We start from the raw sequence: 25,298 nt of genomic DNA, 5'->3' as shown, positions 1-25,298 counted from the left end.
GAGTTTATAAAACGCAAACAACTCCAATAAAGGCGTCCGTCATGACCCCGCTAAAACTCCTCGTTGCCCTCAGCGCATTCTCTGCCGCCTCCCACGCCATGGCCTGGGATTACGTGCTGCTCGACACCGACAAAGCCGCCCAGAACTGGCAAATCACCAGCCAGCAACTCGGCATCCAAACCGACAAGCCCTTCAGCGTCACCCTGCGCACCTTGCACGGCGGTCGGCAGGAGGGTGTGAGCATCGTGGATATCGACAACGGCACGATGAAGCTCTCGGTAGTGCCGACCCGTGGCATGAACGTGTTGCAGGCGTCGGTTGGCGATGTTCGGATGGGCTGGGATTCGCCGGTCAAGGAAGTGGTCAATCCTTCCTTCATCGAGCTCAATGGCCGCGGTGGTCTGGGATGGTTGGAAGGTTTCAATGAGCTGGTTACCCGTTGCGGCTACGAATGGGTGGGGCATCCTGGCATCGACAACGGCGAGTTGCTGACCCTGCACGGGCGGGCGGCCAATATCCCTGCGAATAAAGTCACCCTGCATATCGATGAAAAACCGCCGTACGCCATCACCCTGCGTGGCGAGTTGAAAGAGCAGGCGTTCAAGAAGGTCGATTTCTCTGTTGCGACCGAACTGGTCACCGAGCCTGGCAGTGTGGTGTTCGCCCTCAACGACACGCTGACCAACAATGGCGATTATCCGAAGGAATACCAGGCGCTGTATCACAGTAACTTCAGCACGCCGTTCCTGGAGCAGGGCGCGCGTTTCGTTGCGCCGGTGAAGCAGGTGTCGCCGTTCAACGACAAGGCCAAGGGCGAACTGGCCGACTGGCAAACCTATCGCGCACCGACCAAGGACTATGACGAAACGGTTTACAACGTGGTGCCGTATGCCGATGCCAAGGGCGATACCTTGACCGTGCTGCATAACAAGGCCGGCAGCCTGGGTGTTTCGGTTGGCTTCAATACGCAGACACTGCCGGTGTTTTCCCTGTGGAAGAACACTGATACCCAAGGGCAGGGCTATGTCACGGGGTTGGAGCCGGGGACGAGTTTTTCGTACAACCGTCGTTATCAGCGGCCATTGAACCTGGTGCCTACGATCGGGGCGAAGGAACATAAGCAGTTCCGGATCAGCTACAGCTTGTTGGCGGATAAGGCGGCTGTTGAAAAGGCCTTGAAGCAGGTCAGCGAGATTCAGGGTGGGCGGGAGACTGAGGTGCGGCAGACGCCTTTGGTGGATCTGACCAAGGGGTGACATTGGCTGGAGCCTTCACGCGGGGCCCGGCGTTCTTCATCGACGCCGGAACCCGCGCCCTCCAACTGTCATCGACGGGCATGCATACTGGAATAACCGTATTTCAGGAGCATCTCCATGATTCGCAGAGCATTACCCACCGACGCAAAAGCCATTGCCCAGGTGCATATCAGCAGTTGGCAAGACGCCTATCGTGACCTGATGCCCGCCCAATTCCTGAGCGGATTGCCAGCAACGCTGGCTAGGCGCGAGGCCCATTGGGTACGCTCGATTGCCTCGGGTGAGTCAACGGTATGGGTCGCCGAGGTGGGCCAACAGGTGGTTGGCTGGATAGCCGTGGGTGCCAGCCGTGACGAAGACGCCGTGCAGGCCACTGCAGGTGAGGTCATGGCCATCTACGTACTCGCTGAGCATTGGCACACCGGCGTCGGGCGGGCCTTGTGGAATGCCGGCTTGCAGGACCTGTTGGCGCAAGGCTATGAGCGTTTAACGCTGTGGGTCTTGGCCGGTAATGAAAGGGCGATTCGATTTTATCGCCGGTCGGGATGCGTCGAGGAGGCCGGGACAGAGCGCCATCTTGAGAGGGGCGGTGTGGCGCTGGTGGAGGTAAGATATGGTTTGCCGTTGAGATAGCCTAGGTATTTACGCAACTTGGGCATCAGTGGGATCGTTGTCGGCTGCCAGGCCGCTATCGCAGGCAAGCCAGCTCCCACATTTGGATCGCGGGGCATCAGTTATGTCAGCGTCGGCTGCCAGGTCGTCACGGGAGCAAGCGCCCTCGCCACAGGTGCAGCGTCGTACTGAAGGTAGGTGGATACCGATGACGGCTATCTTCACAGGCGCATTCACACCTCACTCATGCCTTACGCGCAGTCAACAACACCGCCGCGGCCGCTGACAACAAACCCGCGCAGCAGCGATTGAACAGGCGCTTGCCCTTCGGCTCGGCAAACCAGCGGCGCATATGCAGGCCCATATAGGCGTAGGCGCTGATAGCCACCCATTCCAAGGCCAGGAACATCACACCCAGCAGGGCAAATTGCGCGGTGATGGGTTGGCCGGGCACCACGAATTGCGGGAGGAAGGCGGTGAAAATCAGGATCGCTTTGGGGTTGCCCGCGGCCACCAGAAATTCCTGCCGCGCCAAGGCCCACAGGCCTACCTTGCTCGTCGCGGCGTCCACCTGCTGCTGCGGGTCTGCGCGCCATAGCTGATATGCCAGGTAAAACAGATACGCCGCGCCGAGAATCTTGATCCCGTAGAACAACAACTCCGAGGTTTGCAGTACCACCGCCAAGCCAGCGGACGCGAGGGCGATCATGCCGGCGAAGGCCAGCAGACGGCCGAGACCGGCGAGGCAGGAGGTGCGGTAGCCATAGCGGGTAGCGTTGCTCACGGATAGCAGGTTATTGGGGCCGGGGGCCATGTTCAGGGCGAAGCAGGCGGGCAGGAAGAGGGCTAGGGTGGCGAGGTCCATGGCGGCTCCGGGTTGGCAGGTCGGGGAGTCTTGAGGATAAACGCATGAAGCGCGGTTTAACACTCCGTGGCTGGGCTTATGGCCCCGCGAGCGCTTCAGGTGCCGCGCCAAACAACCGATCGGCAATTTGCCTGCCCCGTTCCAAGCCTTCCTGCGTCAACCAAATGGATTTGTTTTTGTTCACCGGATTACTGATAAAACCTTGCTCGTGGAGTCGGTTCATTATTTGAAAGTCGTGGCCTTTCCATGAGTTGCCGTTATCAAAGCTGAAGGTGGTCAGCAGGGCAAGTACGGCTTCCTCATCAGTTTTTCGTCGTATTCCATAATGGGTACTCCGCTTGAGTTACACAGACCCTGTCGAGCTTAGCGCAGCATTCGCTTGAAGCGTTATGATGCCAATTCCTGTTTTGGTCATGGACGGAAAAATCTTGGCGACTCGCTCTGGAAGTCACACATTGGGTGCACCGTCCGAACTCGATTATTACGATTACAGGTCAGTGCCATTGTCGGCTGAGATCAGCGCGCTGGATGCCTGGAACATCATGACCGCCGAATCAGGGCCGCTGTTGCGATTGGCCTTTCGGATCAGGGATGGGATTTCTTCAAGGTTTGGCGTAAAGCGCATCGGCGGGTTCTCCGGCAATCGGCGCGTGACGGTGCAAGCGGGTGAGCGGCTTGATTTTTTCTTGGTAGAGGACTGCGCGCCGGATAGGCTGGTGCTGACTGAGCGTGACCGGCACCTGGATGTGATGATTTGCCTTTCAATTGCTGATCGTGTGCTGACGATCACTTCATCGGTGATCACCCACAACACCTTCGGGCGCCTTTACATGCTACCGGTGGGGCCGGCGCACAAACTGATCGTCAATCGGTACATGACCCGCTTGCAGCGCAAGCTGCAACAGCTTTGAACCCAGAACAGGCTCACACAACGCAATCTGTTCTCGGTTGGAGATGTCGAGCTTCAGCGATACAGCGAAAGCGCTGGATCACGGCGCAACGCTCCACACTGCCAGTTCATACCCATCCAGGTCGGTAAAGTGGAACCGGCTGCCACCGGGAAACGAAAATGTCTGGCGGGTTATCACCGCACCCAGCTGTTGAAGCCGCTGCTGCACACTGTCCAAGTCATCTGCGTACACGATAACCAACGGGCCGCCCGGCCGCACAGGCTCGCCGGTGGTGAAACCACCCGTGATCCGGCCATTGCTGAACTCGCTGTAGGCGGGGCCGTAGTCGACGAATGTCCAGCCGAATGCAGCGCCGTAGAAGGCTTTGCTGCGGGCAATGTCGCTTACGTTGAATTCGATATTGTCGATCTGTCGGTCTCTGCCACGAGTACTCATAGGGGCTTCCTTGGCCCGTGTGCAAGGCCGGAGTGTAGCGTACCTCACATCCTTTTCATTCACCGATAGGGCCTTTGTGATTAGCCAGTATCTCTGAACACTGCATCCAGCCAAGGTGTGCTTATCTTTGTCGAGGGCCACTCTAGAATGGCGGCGTACTTCTCCCAATTAAAGGAATGTTGTCATGCCTAATCATTCAATCAACGGCAAGGTTGCACTGATCGCGGGTGGTGCGAAGAACCTCGGCGGGTTGATCGCCCGCGATCTGGCCAAGCATGGCGCCAAGGCTGTGGTCGTGCACTACAACAGCGCTTCCAGCCAGGCTGACGCGAACGCAACCGTCGCCGCAATCGAGGCGCTAGGCGCGAAGGCTGTGGCCTTGCAAGCAGACCTGACCACGGCGGGAGCGATGGAAAAACTCTTCAACGATGCCGTCGCGGCAGTCGGCAGGCCGGACATCGCGATCAATACCGTGGGCAAGGTGCTGAAAAAGCCAATGGCTGAAATCACGGAGGCGGAGTACGACGAGATGATGGCCGTCAATTCCAAGACTGCGTTCTTTTTTATCAAGGAAGCCGGCAAGCACCTCAATGACAATGGCAAGATCTGCACTATTGTCACTTCACTGCTAGGCGCTTTCACGCCCTTTTACGCTGCATATGCTGGCAGCAAGGCGCCGGTAGAGCAATTTACGCGAGCGGCGGCGAAGGAGCTGGGCGTTCGAGGTATTTCGGTCACGGCAGTAGGGCCGGGGCCGATGGACACGCCGTTCTTCTACCCGGCCGAAGGTGAGGATGCGGTCAGTTACCACAAGACGGCTGCCGCGCTGTCGCCGTTCTCGCGCACGGGCCTGACAGATATTGAGGATGTGGTCCCGTTCATCCGTAACCTGGTCAGTGACGGCTGGTGGGTGACTGGCCAGACAATTTTGATCAATGGCGGCTACACCACCAAGTAAACGGTCAACGCACAGGCGCAGACGTGGTGAGCGCCGATCGATCCGTGCCCCCCGAGCATTGAGAGCCCATGGATAGAATCGAACAGTACCGCGTCTTCGTTCAGGTCGCAGAGCTTGGCAGTTTCATACAAGCGGCACGGCTGATGAGGCTGCCACGCGCAAGCGTGTCGGCCGCCATTCAACAGCTGGAGGCCAATGCCGGCACTCGACTGCTGCACCGGACAACCCGCAAGGTCTCCCTGACCGCCGATGGCACCCAGTTACTGCTGAAGGCGCGCCAGGTCTTGCTGGACATCGATGATATCGACCAACTGTTTAACAGCCATCAGGAACAGGTCATGGGCCGTCTGGAAGTGGACGTGCCCAGCCGCATAGCGCGGCGCCTGGTGATGCCTGCGTTGGCCGAGTTTCTCCGCCGCTACCCTGGGCTCCAACTCGGCCTGGGCTCCACCGATCGCGCCATTGATTTGGTACAGGAAGGCGTTGACTGTGTCATTCGTTTTGGCACCCCGCAGAACAGCAGCCTGGTGGTGAAACCGTTGGGCAAGGTGTTGCTGGTCAATTGCGCGAGCCCCGCATACTTGGCGGAATTCGGGGTGCCCACACAGCCTTGCGATCTGCAAAACCGGCATGTCTGTATCGGCTACAGCACGAGCGCAGGCGGGCAGGAAACGGCCTGGGAATATTGCGTCGATGGCACCGCGCAGGCTGTCATGATGCCCAGCCGTGTGGTGGTCAATAATGCCGAAAGCTATATCGCAGGATGCTGTGCAGGGCTCGGTTTGATTCAGGTGCCGTTGTTCGATGTTCAGCATTTATTGGACAGCGGCGAATTGGTGGAGGTGATGGCGGCCTATCGGCCGGCCCCCATGTGCGTTTCAGTCCTGTACCCGACTCGCCGCCAACGCTCTCGTCGCCTTGGCGCGTTCATCGATTGGTTTGCCGCCTTGATGGCTCCGCATCTGGAGCCTTGATGCACTCCAGCGGTATGCCCACCTGTTCTCTCTGACTCGCCATGTTCCGGGTCGGGCTCAAGGATGAAACCTGCGCCCCAACGCATCCAGCCGCACCGCGATCGGTGGCAGGCGTTCGCTGCTGCGGGCGAGCGTCTCGACGTCGTCGGCGGTGTTCTGGGCGATGCTCTGTACCGACTGCAAGCGCTCGACGATCTCCAGGTTTGCCGAGGTCTGCTCGCGGGTGGTGGTGACGATGTGGCCGTTGAGTTGGTCGATGTGCGCGATGTCCTCGCCCACAGCCCGTAGCATGTCCACGGCCACTTGGCTGTCTGCCACGCAGCGCTCTACGCCTTCGCGGCTGGCGTGCATGGCTTCGACGGCTTGTCGGCTGCCGTGTTGCAGGCCCTCGATGATGCTCTTGATTTCCTGGGTGGAGAGGGCGGTGCGCTGGGCCAGGCTGCGCACTTCATCGGCAACCACGGCAAAGCCACGGCCTTGCTCGCCGGCGCGGGCAGCCTCGATGGCGGCGTTGAGGGCCAGCAGGTTGGTCTGGTTGGCGATGCTGCTGATCACTTCCAGCACCGAGCCGATTTGCTCTGCCTGCACCGCCAGGGATTCCACGGTCGACTCCGTGCCGTTGATGCGCGAGGCCAATTGGCTGATTTCATGTTGGGCGCGGCCGACGCTTTCCTGGCCGCGCACAATCTGCTGGCTGGCCTGGCCTGCATGTGCCACTGCCTGTTCGACCTGCACCGTAATGTGGCCCATGGCGTCTTCCATGCGCTGCATCGAACCGGTCATTTCGCCGATCTGGGCCAGTTGATGCCGTGCGCCTTTTTCCAGGGTGCCGCTCGCGCTGGCCAGTTCCTGGCCGAGCTGGCCCAGGCCATGGGAGTCGCGGGCGACGCCGTCGATCAGGTGGGTGAGTTGCTGCAGGAAGTGGTCGAACCGCTTGGCGAGGGATACGTGGGCCTTGCCTTCACCTTGGGCGGTTTCCACCGTGAACTGCGAGGTAACGGCGAGCATCTTCTCCAGCATTTCCTGGCTCTCCACCGCTTCGGCCTGGCTATGGACGGCCAGGTAGAGCAGGGCGACGGTCTCCATCACCACATAGAAGGCGTGGACGAACACCATCGTCCAGCCGCCGTGATGCTCCATCACAAATACAGGAAAACCCTGGTGCTGTAAGGCATGGAACACCACGTGATGCACCGCGATGGTCAGTGCCGCCACCAAAATCGGCAGCCAGTCACGGTAGAAGGTCAGCACCGCCAACAGCGCGAAAATGCCGAAGTGGGATTCGATCACTCCGTGTGCCTGGTTGATGTGCAACGCCGCCATCACCATCAAGCCGGCGCCCAGCGCACAGCGCATCACGCGGGTGCCGCCGATGACGCGATACAGCGCCGTGAGCACCACGCCGGTGCCCCCACCGACGATCACGGCCTGCATGAGGGTGTCGTGCCAGAACGCCAGGCCGAGGGAGAACAGGAACATCAGCCAGATCAATGCCAGCATGATGCGGTCGGCCTTGCGATAGTGCTCTTGAAAACGAACGGGCATTCACTCTTACTCCATGAGAGGGGGGCGTCGAGGTCAAGCAAGCACGCGGTGTGCCACACAGGCGCGCCGCTGTGGAGTCAAGCAGATGTTCAGGATTGTTGCCGGTTACCCACGCGTTATCGGCATGTGGGCGTGGGACTTTAAGAGCGGCTGCCCGAGCGGGCAGCCGAGGTGGGCATGGGGCTCAGAAACTGTACTTGGCGGTCAGCATCATATTGCGGGGGCTGCCATAGGAGTCGCCACCATAGTCCACATCGTTGGAGATGGACTGGTAGTAGTGGCGGTCGAAAATGTTGTTGGCATTGAGCTGCAAGTCCAGGTGCTGATTGACCCGGTAGCCCGCCATCAAGTCGGTGACGGCGTAGCCGCCTTGCTGGAGCCGGTAGTTGCTGCCATCCGCTAGCTTGATGTCGTTGTACATGCGGCTCTGCCAGGAGATATTGCCGCCGACCCGGAGTTTTTCCAGCGGGCCCTGGAAGTTGTAGCGGGTGGTCACTTTGAACAGATGCTCCGGGATGTCGGTATCGAACTGCTTGTTGACCTTCTGCGGGTTGGCGTCGTCCTTGATGGTGTGGGTGCGTGCATAGGTATAGCCGCCGCCGACCTGCCAGTTTTCGGTCAAGGCGCCTTGCAGTTCAAAGTCGATACCCTGGCTGCGGATTTCGCCCGAGGCCACAGAACAGGACGCCTGCGGGCAGTTGGGCACCACCACGGCCACGGCGCGGTTTTCCTGGTCGACGCGGAACAGCGCCACGCTGGCATTCAGCGCGCCACCAAAATATTCGCCTTTGACGCCAACCTCATAATTTTTACCGACGATGGGCTTGAGTGGGGTGCCGGCTGTGCTCTTTTCTTTTTGCGGCGTGAAGATGTCGCTGTAGCTCACGTATACCGAATGCTGGTCGTCCAGGTCGTAGATCAGGCCGGCGTAGCGGGTGAGGTTGCGGGTGACCTTGTAGTCGCCGGCGGCATCACGGTTGTCGTAGTCGTACCAGTCCAGGCGAGCGCCGAGGATCAGCTTCAGCGGGTCGGCCAGGCTCAGGCGGCTGGTCAGGTAGAAACCGTCCTGGGTGGTGACTTCGCGAACGTTGTTGGTGCGGGTGAAGTTCGGTTTGCCCGCATTGATCGGCCAGTTGAGGTCGTAGGGGCTGTAGTTGTGGGTGGTCATGTCGTAGATGCGCTTGCTGGCGCCCACCACCAGTTCATGGGTACGGCCGAACGCCTCGAACGGGCCGCTGGCAAAGGCGTCGAGCCCGGCCTGGTTTTCATCGTAGCTGGCCTGGTACACCGTGCGGGCGAGGGTGTCGTTGGTCCAGCGCGATTGGTAGGAGCCGGAGAACAAGGCGTTCTGTTCGGCATAGTTGGCGTTGGCCTGCAGGCTCCAGTCGTTGGCCAGGCGCTGGCGCAGCTCAGCGAACACGGTGTTGATTTCCTGGTCCTTGTTCTCCCAATCGGTGCCTGGGTTATAGGAGCGCGACAGGCCCAAGTGGCGCCCATCCAGGCCGACCATCGAAGCGCCCCAGAAGTAGTTGGTCTTGTCCTTCTGGTTCGAGTAACCGAGGGTCAGGGTGGTGTCTTCGCTCAGGTCGGCTTCGGTGACGGCATAGAACAGGCCATGATCCTGCTCGGCCTTGTCGATAAAACTGTTGGCATCGCGGTAAGAGGTGACGACGCGGCCGCGCCAGGTGCCACTGTCATTGAGCGGGCTGGAGGCGTCGAGCTCGCCACGGTAATCGTCCCAGCTGCCGACGGCGCCGGTGAGGGTAACTTTCTGCTCATCCAGTGGCCGCTTGCGGATCAGGTTGATGGCGGCCGAAGGGTTGCCTGCGCCGGTTACCAGGCCGGTAGCGCCGCGCACCACTTCGACGCGGTCGAACATTGCCAGGTTCGGCTGGGCGCCTACCGACGCACCGTTGTAGCCGCTGGGGATACCGTCATACATGAGGTTGTCGATATCGAAACCGCGTGCGGTGAAGGCTTGTCGCCCAGGGCCGTTGGAATAATTGAGGAACAGCCCCGGCGTGGCGTTGACCACGTCGTTGATGCTGGTCATGGCCTGGTCATCCATGCGCTGGCGCGTGATTACGGTGACGGCCTGCGGGGTTTCGCGCAGGGTCAGCGGCAGTTTGGTCGCGGTCTTCATCGAGCCGGTGGTGTACGACTCGCTGCCTTCGGTGGTTGCGCCAAGCTGTTGGCCCGAGACCTGGGTAGCGCCCAGCTCGATGGTGGCCGGTGCTTCGGCGTCGGCGGCAATGGCCGCATTGGAGGTTGCTAGCGCGATAGTGATTGCCATCAGACTGGGTGTAAAAACGTTGCCGCCGCGTTGTTGCACAGACATGAAAGTAGGGCTCCCCAAGTGCCTTCCGTGGCGAATAGTAAATCTGTTGATAATTATTCGCATCAGTCTGACAGATTGAGTCTGTAGGGAAAAGTCCAAACTCTGTAGGAGCGAGCTTGCTCGCGAAAGACTCACAGGCGCCGCGTTGATTCCGGAAACCCGCGTTATCGTTGAGGTTTTTCGCGAGAAAGCTCGCTCCTACAGGGTGGTGTTCAGGTGAACAGGATTTCGTAGGGCTCGCGCATGCGCTCCAGCAATATCTGCGCGAGCATCGGCGGTAAGCCAATTTGTGGGTCACCCACCAACTGGCTGGCGTAGGCATGGGCGGCGTGCAGCTTGCGCGCGACGGTCCGGGTGTCCAGGCGGACCTTGCGTGCACGTTGCCAGGGCATTATCGCGCTTTCCCGGGCCGGCCAATGCCAGGCCCAGATCGGCAGTTCATACAGTTGCGCACCTACCAGGCTGCACGCCTTGGCACTCGCGCGGCCGACGGCGTCATGGTCGTCATTGCCGTCGTTGCGCCAGGTGGTAAACACCACGTCGCCAGGTTGCAGGTAGCGCGCGATGAATTGGCTCATGGGCTGTTCACGGGCGGCCAGTGCGTCATCACAAAACCCGCCACGAATCCATTTCAGGCTGTGCAAGGGCATACCCAATCGCCGTAGGGCCTCGGCACTTTCCTGGGGGCGCACCACGCTCAAGCGGCTGGCCGGCCATACCTGAGAGCCGGGATGGCTGGCGCTGCCATCGGTGATGGAGATCAATTGCAGCGGATGCTCGCGGGTGCTGAGCAGTTGCAGCAAACCGCCGCACGCCAGCACTTCATCGCCAGGATGAGGTGCGATTACCACGACGCGAGCACCGGGTGGTACCAGGCTGTTCAGGGAGATGATGGGTGTTTGCGCCAACTGCGGCGCACTGTTCCAGATTTGCACGGGGCCGCGACGGCCTTCGCTTAAGGAGGCAGGTTTCATGGGGTGTCACATCCTTGTCGGTTGATACCGGGTCGTGCTCCGTTGACGAGACGACGCTCTTGTCTTCACCGCAGGCTCCGCTGGGTGAGTGCGCAGCATGCCAATCAAGGAATGCCATGCGAGGCGTTAGGAGCATAGACAGGCATGGGTATCTGCACAACTTTGATGCGATGTTTGCTGGGCTGACGTCATCGCAGGCAAGCCAGCTCCCACAGGGGTCTATGTTGCCCACAATATCTGCGCCTGGCACGGATCCCTGTGGGAGCTGGCTTGCCTGCGATTTTGTTTTCACCCAGCCCGCATCAAGCTCTTCAAGTAATCACCGAACCCACCCTCAGCCCGGCAATCCAGTCGCGCACTAGTCACCACTTGCGGCGCATGGCTCCAGGCAATGGAGGCACCGCAACGCTCCAATTCACGTACCAGTTTTACATCCTCGTGGCATTCCAGCGGTTCAAACCCACCGGCCTCTACGTAGGCGCGGGCACTCACGCCCAGGTTGGCCCCATGAATATGCCGATGCCCATCGCGGGCCTGGTAGGCCTGCTGATAGCGAATCTGCGCAGCCGGGTCGAAGCCTTCGCTCCAGGCGTCCACGGTGACTGTGCCGCACACCGCGTCGCAGCCTTGGGCCAGTTGGGCCACCAACCAGTCAGGGGCGACACGGCTGTCGGCGTCGGTGCAGGAAATCCACCGCGCGCCTTGCTCCAGCAAGTACCCTGCACCCACGCCGCGGGCGTGCCCGACGTTGCGCGCCTGCACGTGCAGGCAATGCACCTCGTGGGCCTGGGCAATCGCCGCGCTGGCATCGCTGCAACTGTCGAGTACTACCAGAATCTGTACCGCTTCACCCAGCAAGCCCGGGTGGTTGGCGGCGATCCGCGCAGCCCGCAGGCAATCATCCAACAGGGCTTCTTCGTTATGTGCCGGGATCAGAATACCGATCATCGTAAACCCTCATGGCGAGCGACCGAGGTGCCATCCAGGCTCCACAGGTCGAGCAGGAAATCCGGGTCTTGGTACTGCACCAATGGTGCTACACCCAGACGCTGTTGCAGCACGGCGTGCACCTGTTCGGCGGTTTGCGGGCAACCGTCAATGGGCACTCGCCAATGGCAGGCCAGGATTTGCCCGTCAGCGGTCAAGGCGGCGAGTGCGCAATCGATCAGACGATTAAAATCACCTGCATCGAGGTAATAACAAAGCTCACTCAATACGATCAGCTCGAATTGCCCGCCGGGCCATTGTTCCGGCAGGCGACGCTGCTCCACCCGGGCATGAGGAAAACACTCCAGCCGCGCTTGTGCCAGCCGTACCGCCGCAGTTGCAGTGTCGCAACACAGCAGGCGTTCACAACGCGGGGCCAACTCGGCACTCAGTTCGCCGTTGGCACAACCCGGCTCGAATATCGACGCATAGCGCGGCCGCGTCAGCATGGCCAAGGTCAGGGCGCGCTTGCGTTGTTCGTACCAGCGCTGACGAAAAGCCCAAGGGTCGTCATTGCCGGCAAACAACTGGTCGAAGTAGGGGGTTGCCACACTCATACGAACACCACCTCAAAAGGTTGCAGCAAGCGCTCCACCACATAGGGCGCCAGCACCGGAGGCAGGCCGATTTGCGGGTCGCCCTCCAACTGGCTGGCGAAGGCGTGGATCGCATGGCGTTTGCGCGCAACCTGCTCAGCGGTCAGCGGAATCTTGCGAGCCCGATGCCAGGGCACCTTGTGGTCTTCGGCGGTGGCCCAGTGCCAAGTCCACACCGGTAGTTCACACAGCACTGCACCGACGGCCTTGGCTGCCTTGGCGCTGGCGCGGCCCACGGCTTCATGGTCGCAATGCCCATCCTCGCACCACGTGGCGAACACCACATCGTTAGGCTTGAGGTGGCGCTGGATAAATTCGCAGAGCTGGGTTTCGCGCTCGGCCACATGGCTGTCGGTAAACCCGCCGCGCAGCCATTTCAAACTGTGCAGCGGCAAGCCAAGGCGGTGCAAGGCCTGGGCCGATTCCTGCGGACGCACCACGCTCAGACGCTCCACCGGCCAGCGCCGGGAGCCAGGGTGGCTGGCGCTGCCATCGGTGACGGAGATCAACTGGATAGGGCGATCCAGCGCAGCCAGCCCTTGCAGCAGACCCCCACTGCCCAGCACCTCGTCATCCGGATGCGGGGCGATGATCACCGCTCGATGCCCAGGCGGCACCAACTGCGCCACACTGATCTGCGGCAACTCGGCCAATCGTGCGCTGTTTTGCCAGTGGCTCAATGGCGTGCCCTGGCCAACAATCGGATTGGGCCTCATAGCGCCCATCTCCCTGTGGGCTCGCCGGCGACCTGTTCACCGAGGGCGGCCAAGTCGCGTTCGGCATGACTTTGCCGCACGTACACCGGTAAATCAGCCATCAACTGGGCAAAGTGCGGATCCTTGCAATACGGCCCGGCGCCGACCGCACGGCCCACATGCTGGATCACTTGCTCGACGGTGTCCTCGATACAGGCGCGCGTCTGTTGCGCCAGTTGTCGCGCATCGGCGCGAGGCTCGCGGTCGATCTGCGCGGCGCTGGCGCGTAACACGCAGGCAGCGCTGTTCAGGGCACTGTCGACCGCGCCGAGGTGGGCCAACGCATGGGGCTCGGCACGCGTGGCACACTGGGCGCGCAACACTTCACCCAGGCGTTGTGCGGCGCCGTACCAGCACGCCGCGATGCCGATTCCGCCGTGCCAGAAGCCCGGGCGAGACAGATAGTCACCCGGGCCACCCACGGCAATTCCCCTGACGGCGCTGAACAGGATGTCGACGCTACCGGTCGCCGCCATGCCCACCGCCTTCCACCCCTCATCCGTCACCCTGATGCCCGGTTGATCCATCGCCACCGCCACCAATTGCTGGCGGTCCTCTTCGTCCCAGGCCGTCAGCAAACCATGGCTGACCACCGCCGCACCGGAACACCAGGCTTTGCGCCCCTCGACGAGCAGCCGCTGGCCGTCGCGACGCACGTGCACCTTGGCATTCGGCGGCTCGGCCGCCCACATGCCCCAGGTGCTGCCCAGCGGCGGCAAGGGGCTGTCGAGTTCGGCAATGATCGCCAGGGCATCGGTATGGCCTTCGAACAACTTGCACAGGCGCAAGTCATGCCCGGCCACCTGGGCCAGTTGGCTCAAGCGGGACAGGGTCTGGCCGCTGCCCGGCAACGGCAGTTGATCAAGGCCTTCTTCTTGAAGGGCCCTCAGGGCGTTACCCAAGGCTTGCGTGTCGGCATAGCCCCGGTAGCCCTGGAGGAAACCGTGCAACGCCATTTCACACCTCGCCTTCGTGCTGCAGTTCAAACAGCAGCAGCGAGCGAGCGGTGACCGCGTACTCATGCTCGAAATCAAAGCGTTCCTGGCCACGCACAGCCGGGTCGTTGGTGTCGAGCAGGCACGTCCAGAACTCGCCCTCCGGCACCGGCGGCAGGCGGAAATTGACCAGGTCGTGATGGGCGTTGACCACCAGCAGCAACGTGGCGTCGGCCCCGGCACGACGAATCCCGGTTTCCTGGGCGCGGCCATCCATCAACATGCCCAGGCAGCGGCCCTGGCTGTCTTCCCATTGCTCGGTAGTCATTTCGTTGCCATCCGGCGCGAGCCAGGTGACGTCCTTCACGCCGATGTCTTCGTTGTAGTCGCCCACCAGGAAGCGCCCACGCCGCAGGATCGGGTACGCCAGACGCAGCTTGATCAGGCGCTTGACGAACTTGAGCAGGGCCTTGCCGTCATCGTCCAGATCCCAGTTGACCCAGCCGATCTCGCTGTCCTGGCAATAGGCGTTGTTGTTGCCGTGCTGAGTGCGAGCGAACTCGTCCCCGGCGACGATCATTGGCGTGCCCTGGGCCAGCAGCAAAGTGGCGAAGAAGTTGCGCATCTGGCGCAGGCGCAGCGCGTTGATCTCCGGGTCGTCGGTAGGGCCTTCGACGCCGTGGTTCCAGGACAGGTTGTTATTGCTGCCGTCCTGGTTGTTCTCGTCGTTGGCCTCGTTGTGTTTGTCGTTGTACGACACCAGGTCGTGCAGGGTGAAGCCGTCGTGGGCGGTGATGAAGTTCACCGAGCTGTACGGCCTGCGCCCGCGGTGATTGAACATCTCGCCCGAGGCGGTCATGCGCCCGGCGAAGTCTGCGAGTTGGCCGTCGTCGCCTTTCCAGAACGCACGCACGGTGTCGCGGAAACGGTCGTTCCATTCCACCCAGCCCGGCGGGAAGTTGCCCACCTGGTAGCCGCCGGGGCCACAGTCCCAGGGCTCGGCGATGAGTTTCAACTGGCGCAGTACCGGGTCCTGGCGGCACGCCACGAGGAAACTGTGGCGCTCATCGAACCCGTCGCGGTAGCGCCCGAGGATGGTCGCCAGGTCGAAGCGGAAGCCGTCCACGTGCATCTCGGTGGCCCAGTAACGCAGGGAGTCGGTGACCATTTGCAGCACGCACGGGTGGCTCAGATCCAGGGTGTTGCCGGTGCCGGAATCGTTGATGTAGAAGCGCTTGTCGTCGGGCATCAGGCGATAGTAGGAGGCGTTGTCGATGCCGCGCATCGACAGGGTCGGGCCGCGCTCGTTGCCTTCGGCGGTGTGGTTGTAGACCACGTCCAGAATCACTTCCAGCTTCTGCTCATGCAGGTGCGCGACCATCTCCTTGAATTCGGCGATCTTGCCGCTGGCCAGGTAGCGCGGGTCGGGGGCGAAGAACGCGATGCTGTTGTAGCCCCAGTAGTTGGTCATGCCTTTTTCCAGCAGATGCTGGTCGTTGACGAAGGCGTGCACGGGCAGCAGCTCGACCGAGGAAATGCCCAACTGGCGGATATGCTTGAGCACGTCATCTTCCATCAGGCCGGCGCAGGTGCCCCGCACCGACTCGCCAACCGAAGGATGGCGCATGCTGATGCCGCGCAGGTGGGTTTCGTAGATGATCGTGCGGTCCCACGGCACTCGTACCGGTTGGTCGTTGCCCCAGGTGTGCGCCGGGTCGATGACCTTGCACTTGGGCACGAAGGGCGCACTGTCGCGTTCATCGAAACTGAGGTCGTCGTCCGGGTGGCCGATGGTGTAGCCAAACAGCGCTTCGGACCATTTGAGTTCGCCCACCAGTTGCTTGGCGTAGGGGTCAATCAGCAGCTTGTTGTGGTTGAAGCGATGACCATTGGCCGGGTCATAGGGGCCGTAGACACGGTAGCCGTAAATCAGCCCGGGGTGGGCATCGGGCAGGTAACCATGAAAAATCTCGTCGGTGTATTCGGGCAGTTCGATGCGTTCCAGCTCGACCTCGCCGGTATCGTCAAACAGGCACAGCTCCACCTTGGTGGCGTTGGCGGAAAACAGCGCAAAATTCACACCCAGGCCATCCCAGGTGGCGCCGAGGGGGAAGGGCAAACCTTCACGGATCCGCGACGGCTCATGAACCGGCGTCGCTGTGGTGTTGTCGGGTTTGCTCATCGAGTTGCTCCTGCAAAAGGTCTTTTTTCGGGCCGAACGCCGCCGTACTGACGGTGCTTCAGCGCATGGCTTGGACGGAAAAGGGCCTGCAGCGCGCAATGCGTGCTGCAGGCCCGAGAAATCATGGGGCGGGCGGTTTGGGCTTCTTCGGGGCGGCGGGTTTCTTCGCCGCAGGTTTGGCGGCGGCAGGCGCAGCAGGTTTGGGCTTTGCCGCAGCCTTGGGCGCGGTTTTCGGCTTGGCGGCCGGTTTAGGCTTGCTCGGCGTCAGCGCCTCGGCTTCCGCCAGCTTGCGCGCCATCTCCCAGTGGCGATCGTGGGCGCCATCGGGCTTGCCTTCAGACTCCCAGATCTGATGCGCCAGTTCGCGAATGCGTTTGTCTTCTTTACTCATCACAAACTCCTCACAGAAAATTTTCAGCTTTCTTGATTATCAGGATTGATAAAGACATTGACCGGGAGATCCCCCAGGGCAGCGCTGATCAACAGCTCCTTGTTGGGTGTGACTACGCCCGTTTGAAAAAGTCCCTTCCAGTTTTGTTCAGGGGCGGCGAACGGTAATTTCACCCGAGTATCGCCCCAAACCTGCGCATTGATCTGGGGAAACATCCCGTTTTCAAGCAACGGATAAGACCAGCGCGGCACCACCACCAGTAACTGCTTGCCTTGATGTTCACGGTAGAACGCAACCACACGCTCAGCGTGCTGGCCCACCACTTCCAAAGGCGTATAGCTGCCATGGCGCAGCAGCTCGGGGCAGGCTTTACGCAGGCCCAGTACCTGGGCGATCACTGCCTGTTTGATACGCCCGTCGCGCCAGTTGAACAACAGTTCGCCGATGTCCGGTGGTGCCTGCAATGCACGTTGCCGCGCAGCGAAGTCCACCGGGCGCCGGTTGTCCGGGTCGACCAGGCTGAAGTCCCAGAACTCATCGCCCTGGTAAATATCCGGCACACCCGGCACGGTCAGATGAAGCAAGGTTTGCGCCAGCCCATTCAGGGCGCCGGCGGGGGCGATGGCCTGCGCAGCGCTGTCCAACGCACTGCGCAGCGGCGCTCCGGCCTCAATGAGCAACAAGCGCTTGAGGAACGCTTCTACCGCCTGTTCGTAAGCCTCGTTGGGCGCGCTCCAACTGCTCTGCAACTTGGCCTCGCGCAAGGCTTTTTGCTGCCACTGCCACAGGCGTTGCTGGTACGCCGCCAGATCGGGGTTGGGCTCCAGCGGCCAACTGCCCAGCAGCACTTGATAGAGAATCAGCTCATCACCCGCCGAGGGGCTATCGGCGCTCTCGCGCAAGGGCTCGGCCAGACGACGCCAGTGCTCGACCTGTTCGGCATACCAGGGGGCGCACTCGCTGAGCACCGCCAGGCGCGCACGGGTGTCTTCGCCGCGTTTGTGGTCGTGGGTGGCGGTGGCCAGCAGGTTGCCGGGAAAGGTCTTCAGGCGCTGTTGATTGGCCGCATGGAAATCTGCCAACGGCGCACTGAATTGCTCGGTACTGAAGCCCACATCGTTGCGCGACAACAACACCGCCGAACGGTAGAACGCGGTGTCTTCCACAGCCTTGGCGGCGGCGGGCGAGGTCAGTTGCTGGAAGCGCACGCAGGCATGCTTGAGCATCTTGCGCGCGCGGCCTACCGGGCGATTGCGCCAGGGCTGGCCACCCAACCATTGCTCCAGGTGGTCGAGCACCGGCCAATCGCCTTCGTTGAGGGTACTGCGTGCACCCTCCATGGCATGCTGGAACACCTTGTCGTCGGCCGCACTGCGGCCCTTGGCGCTGATATAGGTGCGGTACACCGGGAAATGCACGATCAGTTCCTGCAAGGCCCGGCGGATGGCACCCAGGGTCAGATCGCGGGTCATCACGTCATCGCGGGCCACTTGCAGCAGCGCCTGGGCTACGCTTTCGAAGTCGCCGCCCAACGAACCATTGAGGATCTGCTGGCGCGCCAGCCGCGCTTCTTCGCCGAAGGCTGAGGGCCGCTCGCTGTGACGCGTCCACATCTCGGCCAGCGGTGCAAAACCTTCGGGATGGTGTTGCAGCAATGACAACTGGTTCATGAACTCGTAGCCGGTGGTGCCATCCACCTGCCAGTCTTCACGCAGGGTTTCACCTTCGCCAAGGATCTTTTCAACAAAGATGGGCAAGTGGCGTTGGGGTGACAGCGCGTCTACGCGGCGGCGCAATTTGCGGCAATAGCCACGCGGGTCGGCCAGGCCATCGATATGGTCGATGCGCAGCCCGTCGACCAGCCCCGCGCTGATCAGCTCGAAAATCTTGCCATGGGTGGCTTCGAACACCGCCGCGCGTTCGACCCGCAGGCCGCCGAGCTCATTGACGTCGAAAAAACGCCGCCAGTTGATGTCGTCTGCGGCTGTGCGCCAACTGGCCAGGCGATAGGTCTGTTGTTCGAGCAGGTGATGCAGGCGCTCGAAACCCTCGGGCTGGCGACTGTCGAATGCGGTCAGGCGTTGTTCAATAGCGGGTAGCAGCTCGCTGGCGCGTTCGGCCAGGGCTTGTTTGAGCTCGGTGGCCTCGGCGTAGGCGTCGTGCTGATAGGCGAGGGCGGCGAAACGTTCGGCCAGCGATTTGAGTAACTCGTCGCTACCCAGAATCAAGCCGTAGTCTCTGGGGCAAATCGGAAAACGGTGTTCGTAATGCTCGACGTAGAAACTCCCCTGGGCGGCATCGAACTTGAGCGCCAGCGTGCCGTTCTGCAAGGCTTCGCCGTAATCGCTGCCGAGGAAGGGCATCAGCAACTGGCCCTTGAGCAGCGGGTCGGGGGAGTGCCACTGGATGTCGAAGAACTCGCTATAGGGGCTCAGGCGGCCCCATTCCAGCAGGTCCAGCCACCAAGGGTTATCCGCGCCGCCCACGGCCATATGGTTGGAGACGATATCGAGGATCAAACCCATGTCGTGCTCACGCAGCGCGGCGACCAGGCGACGCAACGCCGCTTCGCCCCCCAGTTCCGGGTTGACGCGGGTCGGGTCGACCACATCGTAGCCGTGCATGGAGCCGGCGCGGGCGCTTAACAGTGGTGAAGCATACAGGTGGCTGATGCCCAGTTGGGCAAAGTACGGCACCAGTGGCACCGCGTCATCGAGGGTAAAATCTTTATGAAATTGCAGGCGCTGGGTGGCGCGCAGGGGCAGTGCGTTCATCGGTCACGCTCATAGGCTTGGTTGCGCGCCACGGCCAGCAGTTCGAGGCGACGCGCCGCGCTGTCATTGTCGAGCAGGCTGGCGGCTTCGCCGGGCAAGCGTCGGCGCCAATTGGGGTGGGTGTCGAGGGTGCCCGGCAGGTTGGCTTGCTCCTCGATGCCCAATGCATCTTCCAAGGGCAACAACACCAGTGGCGCACGGGTATGGCCCAGGTAGCGCACGCTGGCGTCGATCATATGGTCGGTGTCGTTGCGGATCTCGTCGATGAAGTTCTGCGGGTCCTGGCTCAAGGCTTGGCGCAGTGCCTGGCGTTCGCGCAGGCGGTGTTCGCTCCATTGGTCTACGGTGGGCGCATCGATCAGGCCCAGCTGGATATTCCATTCGATATCGCGGCTGTGCCACCAGCCATTGAGGGTCGGCAAGTCGTGGGTACTGGTGGTGGCCAAGGCGTTGTCGGGCCAATCGAGGATGGGCTTGAACTGGCCGTCATGGTTCTGTTCGAACAGCAGCACACGCATGCCCAGGATCGAACGGGCGCTGAGCTTTTCGCGCAGGCCTTCGGGCACGGTGCCCAGGTCTTCACCGAGGACGATGGCCTGGTGGCGGTGCGATTCCAGGGCGAGCAAACGCAGCAGGTCGTCCACCGGGTAATACAAGTAGGCACCTTCACGGGGGGACGCGCCCAGAGGGATCACCCACAGGCGTTGCAGGCCCATCACGTGGTCGATGCGCAAGCCGCCGGCATGGGCGAAGTTGGCCCGCAGCATTTCGATAAAGGCGCGATAGCCATTGCGCTTGAGGCCGTCAGGGGAAAAGGCAGAGATGCCCCAGCCTTGGCCTGCGCGGTTGAGAATGTCCGGTGGCGCGCCGACGGTGAGGTCGGCCAGCAGTTCATCCTGGCGACTCCAGGCCTGGCTGCCGCCGCCGTCGGCGCCCACCGCCAGGTCGGCGATCAGGCCGATGCCCATGCCGCTGCCACGGGCGGCCTGTTGTGCGCGCTCAAGGCTGCGGGCAATCAGCCATTGGGTGAAGGCGAAATAGCCGATTTCGTCGCGGTTGTCCTCAGCGAACTGCGCCAGGGCCGGGCTCTGTGGCGTACGCCAGGCTTCGGGCCATTGGCGCCAGTCCAGGTCCTCACCCGCGGCAGCACGCTTGGCCTGTATGGCTTCGAAGCGGCAGTGGTTTTCCAGGGCTTCGCCGCCGGCCTGGCGGAAGCTTTGAAAGTCGGCATGCTGGGGATGCGCGCCGTGGCGAAAGTCTTCATACAGTGTGCGCAGCAGGCGTTGCTTGGCCTTGGCGGCGGCCGGCCAGTCGATCAGCGGGAGCTGTTCCAGGGCATGCAACTCGTCAGCCAACCCGGCCGCTTCGATGGCGTTGCGCACTTCACGTTCACCAAGGATGCACGCCGGCGAAGCATACAGGCTGTTGAGAAACAGGCGGCTGGAGGGTGAATAGGGGCTGAATCGCTCAGTGTCGGCGCTGAACATCGCGTGCATCGGGCTGATTGCCACGGCGTCGGCGCCGCGTTCGGCGGCGGAACGCACCAGGTGCTCCAGGGCAAGGGTGTCGCCAAAACCGCCATCGCCGAGGCGGCGCAAGGCATAGAGTTGGGCGCTCAGGCCCCAGGCGCGAGCGGGTTGGCTGTCGACCGCGTCGGCCACGCTATAGCAGTGGCTGGGCGCGACGGCCAGGGTGAAGGTTTGCCCGTCGATATGCACCTGGTGATAGCCGAGGGCAATCACGCCGGGCAATACGGCCTCGCCGTCCAGGCGCAGCTCCAGGGTTTCGCCGCCTTCCAGGTTGACGCGACACGGGGTGTCCGGGGCGAAATAGCGTGCCAGGTCCAGGCCCGCACCGCTGTCGGTGGTCATCAAGGGCGGCAGGTGCCGGTCCTGCTGCGCCTGCTCAAGTTGCAGCAGGCTCGCGTCGATCTCGGCATCGCTGTCGGCCGGGTGCCCCAGCCCTTTGAGGACGGCGCGCAGGGCATTAGGCTTTACATGTTGCGGGCGACCGTTGGCATCGATCCAATCGACGGCCAGGCCCGCGCGGCTGGCGAGAATTTCCAGGTTCGCTTCGCTCAAAGAATGTCTCCAACAGGGGATAAGCAAACGCGTGCGCTCAAGGGCGGTAAGTGCGCACCTTGCGGGGCAGGCGTTTGGAAAATAATCGGGTGGGGTGCCGGATGATCCAGGGGCTGTTCACTCAGGTTCAGGTCGATCTGCAGCACACGGCCGTTGCCCAGGCGCCAGCGCGCGGTGACGGCATGGTCAGCCAGCACGTGCGCGCCCAGGGCGACGGTGCCGGGCAAGTGTGGCACCACGTGCACGTGACGCAGGCTCAGCAGGTGGCGGTAGAGCTGGGTGTGGTCGTTCTCGACGAAAGAGGGCACCGACTGTAAAAAGGTTTGCAGCGCGTTGGGGTCGGGGATGCGCTGGCGTTGCTTGGGGTCGTGAAACGCCGCGAAGTCGGCAAATTCATTGCGCCGCCCCTCACGCACCGCCTCGGCCAGTTCGCCATGATGGTCGGTGAAAAACAGGAACGGCTCGGCGGCATTCACCTCGTCGCCCATGAACAACATCGGGATCATGGGGCACAGCAACAGTAGGGCGGTCGCGGCGCTCAGTGCCTGGGGCGAACACAGCCGGTGCAGGCGTTCGCCGAGGGCGCGGTTGCCGACCTGGTCGTGGTTCTGCAGGAACGCGACGAAGGCGCTGGGGGGCAGATCCGCACTGGGTTCGCCGCGCGCATGGCCATGGCGTGTCGTCTCGCCCTGGTAGATGAACCCCTCGGCCAGGCAGCGCGCCAGCTTGGCGGTAGGCTGCTCGGCAAAGTCGCTGTAGTAGGCGTCGGTTTCACCGGTGAGCAGCACGTGCAGCACATTATGAAAGTCGTCATTCCATTGGGCGTCGAAATCGTGCTGCAACAGGCTGGCCTGGTTCAGTTCGTTTTCCAGCATCAGCCACACGTGGCGCCCGCCGTCCACCTGCTGGCGTACCCGTTGTGCCAGTTCCTGCAGAAACCCAGGGTTGTCGATGGCGTGCACGGCATCCAGGCGCAGGCCGTCGAAGCGGTATTCGAGCAGCCACATCAAGGCGTTATCGAGGAAGAAATCCCGCACTTCACGGCGCTCGAAATCAATGCCGGCGCCCCAGGGTGTGTGCACGTCCTCCTGGAAGAACCCCTGGGCGTACTGGCCCAGGTAATTGCCGTCGGGGCCGAAGTGGTTGTAGACCACATCGAGGATCACGGCCAAACCGTGGCCGTGGGCACTGTCGATCAGCTGCTTGAGTTGCTCGGGAGTGCCGTAGGTAGCGTGGGGCGCATAGGGCAGCACGCCGTCATAGCCCCAATTGCGTTCGCCGGGAAATTGCGCCAAAGGCATCAATTCAATCGCGGTGACGCCTAGTTCGGCCAGGCGTGCCAGGTGTTTCTCAACGGCAGCGTAGCCGCCCATGGCGCCGACGTGGAGCTCGTAGATCACCGCCGTGTGCCACGGGCGACCCTGCCACTGGCTGTGGCGCCATTCATAGGCGAGGGGGTCGACTACTCGGCTCCACCCATGCACGTCCAGCGCCTGGGCCCTGGAGGCGGGGTCGGGCACTGTGTTTTCGCCATCGATGTTAAAACGGTAAAGCGTGCCGGCAGGGCACGCGATTTCGACTTCAAACCAACCACCGGCCTGGGGCAGCATGACGATGGTTTTACCCTGTTCCAATTCAACGCTGACATAAAATGCGTCTGGCGCCCATAACGCAAAGCGCGTGCGGTGCGCGTCCAGCATGATTGCGCCGTGGGGCCAGGTTTCCAGAGTCCTTGACGGCATCTATGAAGACCTCCCTTAGTTGTTCCAGTCGCTACTTGTTCGATTTCCCCAGGGCCTTGGCCACCAGTTGTTCGTAGAGTTCGGCGTAGGGTTCCACGGCCTGGCACCAGTTGAACGGCTGGGTCATGGCACGGCTGCGCATGGCATTGAGCAGACCGGGGAAGGCGAACACCTTGAAGGCGCGGCGCAGCGCCTCTTCGTAGCTTTGCACCGTGGATTCATTGAACAGGAACCCGGTGACCCCATCCTCAATGGTGTCCGCCAGCCCGCCGGTGTTACGCGCCACCGGCAACGAGCCGAAGCGTTGCGCGTACATCTGGCTCAGCCCGCAGGGCTCATAGCGTGACGGCATCAGCAGGAAATCGCTGCCGGCGAACATGCGGCGCGCATCGGTCTCGTTGAAGCCAATGCGTACGCCCACCTGGCCCGGGAAGCGCAGTGCCAATTCGCGCATGGCCTGCTCTTCTTCCGGCTCGCCACGGCCGATGATCGCAATCTGGCCGCCGTTTTCGACGATGAAACCGGCGACGGCTTCGGTGAGGTCCAGGCCTTTCTGGTAGACCAGGCGCGAGACCACAGCGAACAGCGGGCCACTGGATGGCTGCAGCTCAAACAACTCGCGCACATGGGCGGCGTTGATAGCCTTGCCTTCCCAGTCGCCGATATTGAAGTTGTGGATCAGATGCGTGTCGGTGGACGTCTCCCAGCTTTCGTCGATACCGTTGGGAATGCCGCTGAGCAGACCTTGCTGGGTCTTGCTGGCGAGGAAGCCATCCAGGCCGCAACCGAATTCCGGGGTGGTGATCTCCTGGGCGTAGGTGGCGCTCACGGTGGTGATATGGCTGGAATACGCCATGCCCGCCTTGAGAAACGACATCTTGCCGTAGAACTCCATGCCTTCCTGTTGCAGGGCGTGGGGCGGAATGCCCAGCTCGGGCGTCGAGGCCAGGCTGACCACGCCCTGGTAGGCCAGGTTATGAATGGTGAACAGGGTTGGCGTACGTGACCCACGCCAGTGCATATACGCGGGGGCCAGACCCGCAGGCCAGTCGTGGGCGTGCACCAGGTCTGGGCACCAGTGGATTTGTGCAAGGTTGGCGGCAATGTCCGCGGCAGCCAAGCCCAGGCGGGCAAAGCGAATATGGTTGTCCGGCCAGTCGCGGCCGTTGTTGGCGCCGTAGGGCGTGCCTTCGCGCTCATACAGTTCGGGGCAGATCAGCACATAGATGACCAGGCCGTCCGCAAGGTCCATGCGCCCGATCTTGCACGGGGGCAACGCGGCATGGCCACCCAGTTCACCGACGATATGAATCGGGTTATCGCTTTCCATCACTTGCGGGTAACCCGGAATCAGCACCCGCACGTCATGCAGGTGCGCCATGGCGCGGGGCAGGGCCGCGGAGACGTCGCCCAGGCCGCCGGTTTTCACCAGGTCCGCGAACTCGGAAGTGACAAACAAGACTTTCTTTCGATTCGGATTCTGACTCACGACCGGCCGCACAGTGTTGGGCAGGTCGGCCAAAGACTTTGGCCCTCCTGCCGGCTGACTAAAACGCTCTCCCTGAGTATCTACTGCGGCACTGATCATAATGCACTCCCATCTGTTGGTTGGCTAATGGCCCGCTGCCATCAGCTCCGAGTGACCGCATCCTGCGGCCAGGCACACAAGCGCTATACAAGCTGGCAAGGCGTATGCCAGTTGTAACGTCGGCTAAAAAAGATTGGATGAGCGGGCATTCGGCCTGAAGCGCGCGTGCTCGCCCTTACCTAAAACTTGACCAGCGGCAGGTTTCGAAAGTTTAGATTTTTTGCGGGGTTTTTGTTTTGGAACGGACCCATCGGTCATGAGTCTAGGACAGATCCCAGCGCCTGCTGGGTTTTCATGCAGATTTTGTAGGACAAAAAACTTTTAACGATATGCTCCTGTGGCGAGGGAGCTTGCTCCCACTGGGGCGCGTAGCGGCCCCAAAATTTTGGGAGCGCTGCG

General features: G+C 61.8%; 21 protein-coding genes. 5 read left to right on the top strand and 16 right to left on the bottom strand.

Going from position 1 to position 25,298, the window contains the following annotated elements:
* Positions 1-41: 41 nt before the first annotated feature.
* Both APH41_RS12230 and APH41_RS12225 read left to right on the top strand, forming a co-directional pair.
* Positions 42-1,256 carry an aldose 1-epimerase family protein gene (locus APH41_RS12230; protein ID WP_054919244.1) on the top strand — a complete coding sequence of 405 codons (1,215 nt, stop codon included), beginning with the start codon at positions 42-44 and terminating at the stop codon, positions 1,254-1,256.
* A gap of 117 nt (positions 1,257-1,373) precedes the next feature.
* Entirely contained in the window at positions 1,374-1,889 is a 516-nt protein-coding gene (locus tag APH41_RS12225; protein ID WP_054919243.1) for a GNAT family N-acetyltransferase, read from the top strand.
* Between the two features lie 223 nt (positions 1,890-2,112).
* Here the strand turns inward: APH41_RS12225 and APH41_RS12220 are convergent, their stop codons facing one another.
* Positions 2,113-2,733, bottom strand: a complete 621-nt coding sequence (locus tag APH41_RS12220; RefSeq protein WP_054919242.1) for a LysE family translocator — start codon at positions 2,731-2,733, stop codon at positions 2,113-2,115.
* A 76-nt stretch (positions 2,734-2,809) separates the two neighbouring features.
* Entirely contained in the window at positions 2,810-2,956 is a 147-nt protein-coding gene (locus tag APH41_RS29665) for a DUF6429 family protein (RefSeq protein WP_371262623.1), read from the bottom strand.
* 166 nt (positions 2,957-3,122) lie between these two features.
* Here APH41_RS29665 and APH41_RS12210 point away from each other — a divergent pair, with 166 nt between their 5' ends.
* Complete coding sequence (locus APH41_RS12210; protein ID WP_052199971.1) at positions 3,123-3,644, top strand: DUF2867 domain-containing protein; 522 nt, start codon at positions 3,123-3,125, stop codon at positions 3,642-3,644.
* A 78-nt stretch (positions 3,645-3,722) separates the two neighbouring features.
* Here the strand turns inward: APH41_RS12210 and APH41_RS12205 are convergent, their stop codons facing one another.
* Positions 3,723-4,079 (bottom strand): VOC family protein, encoded by a 357-nt coding sequence (locus tag APH41_RS12205; protein ID WP_054919239.1) that lies wholly within the window; start codon positions 4,077-4,079, stop codon positions 3,723-3,725.
* A 184-nt stretch (positions 4,080-4,263) separates the two neighbouring features.
* On the opposite strand from APH41_RS12205, the gene APH41_RS12200 reads away from it, so the two are divergent.
* Positions 4,264-5,037, top strand: a complete 774-nt coding sequence (locus tag APH41_RS12200) for an SDR family oxidoreductase (RefSeq protein WP_032902433.1) — start codon at positions 4,264-4,266, stop codon at positions 5,035-5,037.
* Between the two features lie 68 nt (positions 5,038-5,105).
* The gene (locus APH41_RS12195; protein WP_054919234.1) at positions 5,106-6,011 is read left to right on the top strand and encodes a LysR family transcriptional regulator; all 906 of its coding nucleotides are present in this window, start codon (positions 5,106-5,108) and stop codon (positions 6,009-6,011) included.
* A 57-nt stretch (positions 6,012-6,068) separates the two neighbouring features.
* Here APH41_RS12195 and APH41_RS29575 read toward each other — a convergent pair whose 3' ends face one another.
* From APH41_RS29575 to glgA, 13 genes are all read right to left on the bottom strand, one after another.
* Positions 6,069-7,556: a methyl-accepting chemotaxis protein gene (locus tag APH41_RS29575; RefSeq protein WP_054919231.1), complete on the bottom strand. Its 1,488-nt coding sequence runs from the start codon at positions 7,554-7,556 to the stop codon at positions 6,069-6,071.
* A gap of 184 nt (positions 7,557-7,740) precedes the next feature.
* A complete protein-coding gene (locus tag APH41_RS12185; RefSeq protein WP_054919229.1) occupies positions 7,741-9,894 on the bottom strand; it encodes a TonB-dependent siderophore receptor in 2,154 nt (717 codons plus the stop codon).
* A 212-nt stretch (positions 9,895-10,106) separates the two neighbouring features.
* Positions 10,107-10,868: a PIG-L deacetylase family protein gene (locus tag APH41_RS12180; protein WP_054919226.1), complete on the bottom strand. Its 762-nt coding sequence runs from the start codon at positions 10,866-10,868 to the stop codon at positions 10,107-10,109.
* A gap of 288 nt (positions 10,869-11,156) precedes the next feature.
* Positions 11,157-11,816: a glycosyltransferase family 2 protein gene (locus APH41_RS12175; RefSeq protein WP_054919222.1), complete on the bottom strand. Its 660-nt coding sequence runs from the start codon at positions 11,814-11,816 to the stop codon at positions 11,157-11,159.
* Complete coding sequence (locus tag APH41_RS12170) at positions 11,813-12,412, bottom strand: SAM-dependent methyltransferase (protein WP_054919219.1); 600 nt, start codon at positions 12,410-12,412, stop codon at positions 11,813-11,815. The genes APH41_RS12175 and APH41_RS12170 overlap by 4 nt, the downstream gene beginning before the upstream one ends.
* Complete coding sequence (locus tag APH41_RS12165) at positions 12,409-13,167, bottom strand: PIG-L deacetylase family protein (protein WP_054919216.1); 759 nt, start codon at positions 13,165-13,167, stop codon at positions 12,409-12,411. Before APH41_RS12165 ends, APH41_RS12170 begins: the two co-directional genes overlap by 4 nt.
* On the bottom strand, positions 13,164-14,162 hold the full coding sequence (locus APH41_RS12160; RefSeq protein ID WP_054919214.1) for an acyl-CoA dehydrogenase family protein: 999 nt from the start codon (positions 14,160-14,162) through the stop codon (positions 13,164-13,166). Before APH41_RS12160 ends, APH41_RS12165 begins: the two co-directional genes overlap by 4 nt.
* A gap of 1 nt (position 14,163) precedes the next feature.
* Entirely contained in the window at positions 14,164-16,323 is a 2,160-nt protein-coding gene (gene glgX / locus APH41_RS12155; RefSeq protein ID WP_034127560.1) for a glycogen debranching protein GlgX, read from the bottom strand.
* 121 nt (positions 16,324-16,444) lie between these two features.
* Positions 16,445-16,714 (bottom strand): DUF2934 domain-containing protein, encoded by a 270-nt coding sequence (locus tag APH41_RS12150; protein ID WP_003191595.1) that lies wholly within the window; start codon positions 16,712-16,714, stop codon positions 16,445-16,447.
* Positions 16,715-16,737: 23 nt separating this feature from the next.
* Positions 16,738-19,488: a malto-oligosyltrehalose synthase gene (locus tag APH41_RS12145; RefSeq protein WP_054919211.1), complete on the bottom strand. Its 2,751-nt coding sequence runs from the start codon at positions 19,486-19,488 to the stop codon at positions 16,738-16,740.
* Positions 19,485-21,569: a 4-alpha-glucanotransferase gene (gene malQ, locus APH41_RS12140; RefSeq protein WP_054919206.1), complete on the bottom strand. Its 2,085-nt coding sequence runs from the start codon at positions 21,567-21,569 to the stop codon at positions 19,485-19,487. The genes APH41_RS12145 and malQ overlap by 4 nt, the downstream gene beginning before the upstream one ends.
* On the bottom strand, positions 21,566-23,311 hold the full coding sequence (gene treZ / locus APH41_RS12135) for a malto-oligosyltrehalose trehalohydrolase (RefSeq protein WP_054919204.1): 1,746 nt from the start codon (positions 23,309-23,311) through the stop codon (positions 21,566-21,568). The genes malQ and treZ overlap by 4 nt, the downstream gene beginning before the upstream one ends.
* Positions 23,312-23,342: 31 nt before the next feature.
* Positions 23,343-24,899: a glycogen synthase GlgA gene (glgA, locus tag APH41_RS12130; RefSeq protein ID WP_072446413.1), complete on the bottom strand. Its 1,557-nt coding sequence runs from the start codon at positions 24,897-24,899 to the stop codon at positions 23,343-23,345.
* Between the last annotated feature and the right edge of the window lie 399 nt (positions 24,900-25,298).

It is taken from the genome of Pseudomonas sp. NBRC 111138, assembly GCF_001320835.1.
In the GTDB taxonomy this organism is placed as follows: domain Bacteria; phylum Pseudomonadota; class Gammaproteobacteria; order Pseudomonadales; family Pseudomonadaceae; genus Aquipseudomonas; species Aquipseudomonas paracarnis.
This window is presented reverse-complemented; position numbering and strand designations above follow the sequence as displayed.

Coding starts and splice junctions, on each gene's coding strand:
- APH41_RS12230 (WP_054919244.1), top strand. CDS start 42: ATGACCCCGCTAAAACTCCTCGTTGCCCTCAGCGCATTCTCTGCCGCC.
- APH41_RS12225 (WP_054919243.1), top strand. CDS start 1,374: ATGATTCGCAGAGCATTACCCACCGACGCAAAAGCCATTGCCCAGGTG.
- APH41_RS12220 (WP_054919242.1), bottom strand. CDS start 2,733: ATGGACCTCGCCACCCTAGCCCTCTTCCTGCCCGCCTGCTTCGCCCTG.
- APH41_RS29665 (WP_371262623.1), bottom strand. CDS start 2,956: ATGAACCGACTCCACGAGCAAGGTTTTATCAGTAATCCGGTGAACAAA.
- APH41_RS12210 (WP_052199971.1), top strand. CDS start 3,123: ATGATGCCAATTCCTGTTTTGGTCATGGACGGAAAAATCTTGGCGACT.
- APH41_RS12205 (WP_054919239.1), bottom strand. CDS start 4,079: ATGAGTACTCGTGGCAGAGACCGACAGATCGACAATATCGAATTCAAC.
- APH41_RS12200 (WP_032902433.1), top strand. CDS start 4,264: ATGCCTAATCATTCAATCAACGGCAAGGTTGCACTGATCGCGGGTGGT.
- APH41_RS12195 (WP_054919234.1), top strand. CDS start 5,106: ATGGATAGAATCGAACAGTACCGCGTCTTCGTTCAGGTCGCAGAGCTT.
- APH41_RS29575 (WP_054919231.1), bottom strand. CDS start 7,556: ATGCCCGTTCGTTTTCAAGAGCACTATCGCAAGGCCGACCGCATCATG.
- APH41_RS12185 (WP_054919229.1), bottom strand. CDS start 9,894: ATGTCTGTGCAACAACGCGGCGGCAACGTTTTTACACCCAGTCTGATG.
- APH41_RS12180 (WP_054919226.1), bottom strand. CDS start 10,868: ATGAAACCTGCCTCCTTAAGCGAAGGCCGTCGCGGCCCCGTGCAAATC.
- APH41_RS12175 (WP_054919222.1), bottom strand. CDS start 11,816: ATGATCGGTATTCTGATCCCGGCACATAACGAAGAAGCCCTGTTGGAT.
- APH41_RS12170 (WP_054919219.1), bottom strand. CDS start 12,412: ATGAGTGTGGCAACCCCCTACTTCGACCAGTTGTTTGCCGGCAATGAC.
- APH41_RS12165 (WP_054919216.1), bottom strand. CDS start 13,167: ATGAGGCCCAATCCGATTGTTGGCCAGGGCACGCCATTGAGCCACTGG.
- APH41_RS12160 (WP_054919214.1), bottom strand. CDS start 14,162: ATGGCGTTGCACGGTTTCCTCCAGGGCTACCGGGGCTATGCCGACACG.
- glgX (WP_034127560.1), bottom strand. CDS start 16,323: ATGAGCAAACCCGACAACACCACAGCGACGCCGGTTCATGAGCCGTCG.
- APH41_RS12150 (WP_003191595.1), bottom strand. CDS start 16,714: ATGAGTAAAGAAGACAAACGCATTCGCGAACTGGCGCATCAGATCTGG.
- APH41_RS12145 (WP_054919211.1), bottom strand. CDS start 19,488: ATGAACGCACTGCCCCTGCGCGCCACCCAGCGCCTGCAATTTCATAAA.
- treZ (WP_054919204.1), bottom strand. CDS start 23,311: ATGCCGTCAAGGACTCTGGAAACCTGGCCCCACGGCGCAATCATGCTG.
- glgA (WP_072446413.1), bottom strand. CDS start 24,899: ATGATCAGTGCCGCAGTAGATACTCAGGGAGAGCGTTTTAGTCAGCCG.